Annotated in this window: 5 protein-coding genes; 2 read left to right on the top strand and 3 right to left on the bottom strand. The window is 39.8% G+C overall.

What is annotated here, in order from left to right:
- Positions 1-253: 253 nt before the first annotated feature.
- A complete protein-coding gene (locus KWJ01_RS13070; RefSeq protein ID WP_224996905.1) occupies positions 254-1,237 on the bottom strand; it encodes an alpha/beta hydrolase in 984 nt (327 codons plus the stop codon).
- Positions 1,238-1,426: 189 nt separating this feature from the next.
- Between KWJ01_RS13070 and KWJ01_RS13075 the strand changes: the two genes are divergently transcribed.
- Entirely contained in the window at positions 1,427-1,903 is a 477-nt protein-coding gene (locus KWJ01_RS13075; RefSeq protein WP_224996907.1) for a transposase, read from the top strand.
- A gap of 204 nt (positions 1,904-2,107) precedes the next feature.
- Complete coding sequence (locus KWJ01_RS13080; protein ID WP_255651083.1) at positions 2,108-2,545, top strand: transposase; 438 nt, start codon at positions 2,108-2,110, stop codon at positions 2,543-2,545.
- Between the two features lie 72 nt (positions 2,546-2,617).
- On the opposite strand, the gene KWJ01_RS13085 is transcribed toward KWJ01_RS13080, so the two are convergent.
- Complete coding sequence (locus tag KWJ01_RS13085; protein WP_224996909.1) at positions 2,618-3,040, bottom strand: DUF1761 domain-containing protein; 423 nt, start codon at positions 3,038-3,040, stop codon at positions 2,618-2,620.
- A 6-nt stretch (positions 3,041-3,046) separates the two neighbouring features.
- Positions 3,047-3,460, bottom strand: a complete 414-nt coding sequence (locus KWJ01_RS13090; RefSeq protein WP_224996910.1) for a DUF6157 family protein — start codon at positions 3,458-3,460, stop codon at positions 3,047-3,049.
- Between the last annotated feature and the right edge of the window lie 624 nt (positions 3,461-4,084).

The raw sequence follows: 4,084 nt of genomic DNA on the forward strand, positions 1-4,084 counted from the left end.
TGTAATACTAACTCATCCTCTCTGTTTATCTCTAGCTTCTTTAATAGCTTACCCATCTTACCTCCTTTTTATTGGAAATGAAAAAGCTACTACTTTAGTTCTATTAATTATTTTGGAAGAGCACTAGTATAACCGTCAGTTACGGGTTAAATTAGCGATTATTTTCGATTTGGTACAAGCTTTAGCAATACCGAGTGGATTCGGACGTAGTCGAACCCGCCGTAATTGCGGTTATACATTGTTGGCAACAGTTTTAATTCTTTTTGTACCACCCTTCAATTAACCTGAGCGTTTTACTGTTCTTTACAATATCTAAATGTTTTACATTTTCCATAATTTTTACTTCGGTGAATTTTTTAGAAGGTTCAAATACGATTGGAAATTGTTCAGGATAAAAACTTTCGTCTTCTTTTCCAACAAAAACCAGACAAGGTATATCTATATTTTTTATCTCTTGTTGATAGTTTTTTGAATCAAAATTCATGGTCATATTATAAGAATACGAATCAACTTGCAGACTGTCTTTAATGTTTTCAGGACGATTAAAAAACAAAACAGGTAAATTATTTAAGGTTTTTATTCCTATGTTATTGAGCATTGAAATCCCTATTATTCTTTTCAAGGCTACTTTCACCCATCCACCGCTACTTGGTTTTACTGTTGGAGCTTTGTACCCTAAATAAGGTGCCATTAATATTGCTTTATCAACTTTACTATTATCTGGGTTTCCAATATACCTCAGAACAAATCCACCACCCGATGAATGCCCAACCAAAATGATTTTATTTGCATTAAGATTTTTCTTGCTAAATTGAATTAAATCTTCGATATCGTTTTCAAGTTGCCCAATAAAATCAATATCACCTCGCTTACCTTTATTCCTTCCATGTCCTCTTACATCGGGAGTTATTACAGTAGCAATATTTTTACTGGCCATTTCATTTGCCATTTCTGATAAATATCTACTTTCTGATCCAGAGCCATGAATCAATATCATAACATCTTTGCTCTGACTTTTATAAATTCTACTAAAAATCTCATGATCATCTCTCATTTTTAGCCATTGTTCAGTTCCTAAAGTTACTTCTGTGTGTTTTTTTACAGAACTGTAATCATAATTCTTTATATTTTTTTCAAGTTCAATAGGCCAGTAAATAAGAGTCAAACTTATTAGTGTATAAATTACGACACTTATCAAAAATGTCTTCACAATCCATTTCAAAATTTTGTTTTGCATTCTTTTTAATTAATTATTACTCAGCAAAAGTGAATGTAAAAACCTTTTGGTAAAAAAATTAAACTCTGAATTGTTGTTTTTAAAAGATGAACTGTCAAATTGTTGCCAACGTCAGTCTGTGCGGAAAGCTCCGTGGTTAAAAGTGTAGAAAACTCTAGAGAATAACAACAGGTTTAGCTAAATTAAGCGATGCACCATCTGAAGGGAAAAGATCGATATCAGACTTTTTCTACGAGTCTGGAGGCATCCATTGGAGCAGATAATCCAGTAAGGGTTATAGATGCTTTTGTAGATGCACTGCCCCTTTTGGAGATGGGTTTTAAGAGAGTCGAGCCTAAGGCAACGGGCAGACCTTCTTTTGATCCCGCTCATCTTTTGAAGCTCTACCTCTATGGCTACTACAACAGAATCCGCTCCTCCAGAAAGCTGGAGACAGAGTGCAGAAGGAATCTGGAAGTACAGTGGCTCCTGCAGGGACTGATGCCGGCCTACCATACCATTGCTGACTTTAGGAAAGATCACCCCCAGCAGCTAAAGCAGGTGTTTAGAAGCTTTGTTGCTTTCCTAAAGGAAGTTCATCTGCTAAGGGGCAAGTATGTGGCCATAGACGGCACCAAGCTGCGGGCACAGAACTCCAGAAAGAACAACTACAACCAAAAGAACTGATGGAGCCTACTGCTCTGGCGAAAACTATGCCCTTTTGGAGAAGCTAAACATCCAGGCCTATATTCCTGTACATGGCACCTACAAAGGAAGTCCTGAAGGGTTCACCTACAACAAAGGAGAGGATGTGCGGGGCACGTAGCCTGGATCTGCCCCCAGGGCAAGAAAGCCACCTTTAGAAAGATCAAACGCTCGGCTCAAGACAGTCTGCAGCGCCAGTACTTCACCACCAGAAGTGACTGCAAAGGCTGCCCCTTGAAAGAAAGCTGCCTGGGCAAAAAGCAGAAGGAAAAGAAAATAGACATCACCTACTACAGAGAAGAATATGAAAGAGCTATAGAAAGGCTGGATTCCAGAAGAGCCAGGTGGATGAAGAAAAAACGATCCTCAACGGTGGAACCAGTATTCGGCACTCTGATCAACTACATGGGCCTGTCTAAAATCAACACCAGGGGCATCCTTTCAGCTGATAAAAAGATGCTCATGGCAGCTGCTGCCTATAACCTCAAGAAATGGATCAACTTCTGCCAGAGCAGAAGAAAAACAGCAGTGCTGATAGCCCCAGTGGGGGCTATAAATACTCTTTTTTGGCTGTTTCTGGTGAAAATTGATCTGACTGGAAAATTTAGAAGTAGCTGGTGTTAGAAAAATCAACGATCAGCCTACCTTTCAGTGAGTTGTGCAACAGCTACTGTTGTTAGCGGCTGGCTTTATTCTTTATTTGGCGATAATGTAAATTAATATTGTGACTAATGTCACTCCGATTGCATGGGCTGTCCCAGTTATTGCTCCAAACATCAAGGGTTTCTTCATAGTTGGAATAACTGCATTTGTAAATGTAACAGTGGTTGCAATACCGATTCCTGCAATTAACCCAAGTGTTAGTGCATCCCTAAATGAGGCCACCCCTACAAGATTTACCAAAATAGACATTACTATTGTAGTGATTAGGCAGGAAAAAAAAGGTACAACAAAGTATATAGTTGTTTCTTTCCAGTCAATGGGTCTAATAAAGCCCATTGATTCTTCCCATTTTTTACCAAAAACAAATTGCCTGTGCCACATGCCACTAAAAGCACAATAGGCAACTGTTGCAACACCAACTGCAAACCAATTAATATCTGTTATTGAGATAGGCATAGCTTATTATTTACTAGATTTCATTGCTTTAATGACTTTAAGATTCTTATCAGCTACAAAATTCTTGTATTCAGCTGATTCACAACCATAGATAGCAATTCTTCCGTCTTTATCACTGTGTACGCCCCAACCATAGCGTTTAGTCAGAGGCGAGGCTCTAAAACATGGCTGTCCTTTTGAGAAAAATTGTACTCTAGCTTCTTTGTATTCATTTTCAGTAAGGTCGTTACGGACAGCATAGACTTGAAAGAACACATCGTCAGATGTAAATTTATATGGGTTCTGTTTTACCAGATCAAATTGAAGGCTGGCAACAGTTTTCGCATCCCCTTTAACTGGTGGACTTTCTCCTTTGCTTGCTGGACAATCCTCTGCAATTTCTATAAAAGTATCCCGATAATTTGTGGTGTGTATTTTCATTTAAACATGAATTAACATTTTCTATTGGGTTTTCTGTGCTTGCCGCTAACGTCCATTGAATAAAGCAGATGCCCTTCACTGCCCTTTGCCGAATGTACGCAAAAATTGCTTCCTGCATTGTCAATGGCTGAAAGCTCTTGGGGCATTTGCTTTATTCTGTTGTGTGCGCCCGGTATGCGCATCTGATACCTAAGGTATCAAATTATTCCAGAGGGTGCAAATCCCTTACAGGCGAGTTACGGAGGGCCGCCCCGGCGAAGCCTGTTAGCAAGTGGCAAGGTGGCTTGGGGTGACCTATACACTGAAGAAAGCCAACCGGCAAAATCCGGTACTGACGAACAGAAACGGCATACGGAGGCTAGAAAGAGAGGGTAAGTAAGCACATGATTGCAAAGCCCCTGACCAACAATCTCTTTTTAGTAGATGCCGCAGGAATCGGAGGAAGGAATATGTGCTTACCCGGGGAGGTCTTGGAATAGATTCGGTTTCTATGGGCCAAGAAGTCACGGGGCCGCCCTTTAGATTAGTGCTTGAGAATATTATAGGGAAAGTCCTATTTTAGGAGAGAGAAAAAGAGCCCGGGTGAACTATGGGGCCGCCTTTGTTTTTAGCAGATTCAAGGCC

Origin of the sequence: Cesiribacter sp. SM1 (assembly GCF_020178975.1) — a bacterium.
Lineage (GTDB): Bacteria > Bacteroidota > Bacteroidia > Cytophagales > Cyclobacteriaceae > Cesiribacter.

Coding starts and splice junctions, on each gene's coding strand:
- KWJ01_RS13070 (WP_224996905.1), bottom strand. CDS start 1,237: ATGCAAAACAAAATTTTGAAATGGATTGTGAAGACATTTTTGATAAGT.
- KWJ01_RS13075 (WP_224996907.1), top strand. CDS start 1,427: ATGCACCATCTGAAGGGAAAAGATCGATATCAGACTTTTTCTACGAGT.
- KWJ01_RS13090 (WP_224996910.1), bottom strand. CDS start 3,460: ATGAAAATACACACCACAAATTATCGGGATACTTTTATAGAAATTGCA.
- KWJ01_RS13085 (WP_224996909.1), bottom strand. CDS start 3,040: ATGCCTATCTCAATAACAGATATTAATTGGTTTGCAGTTGGTGTTGCA.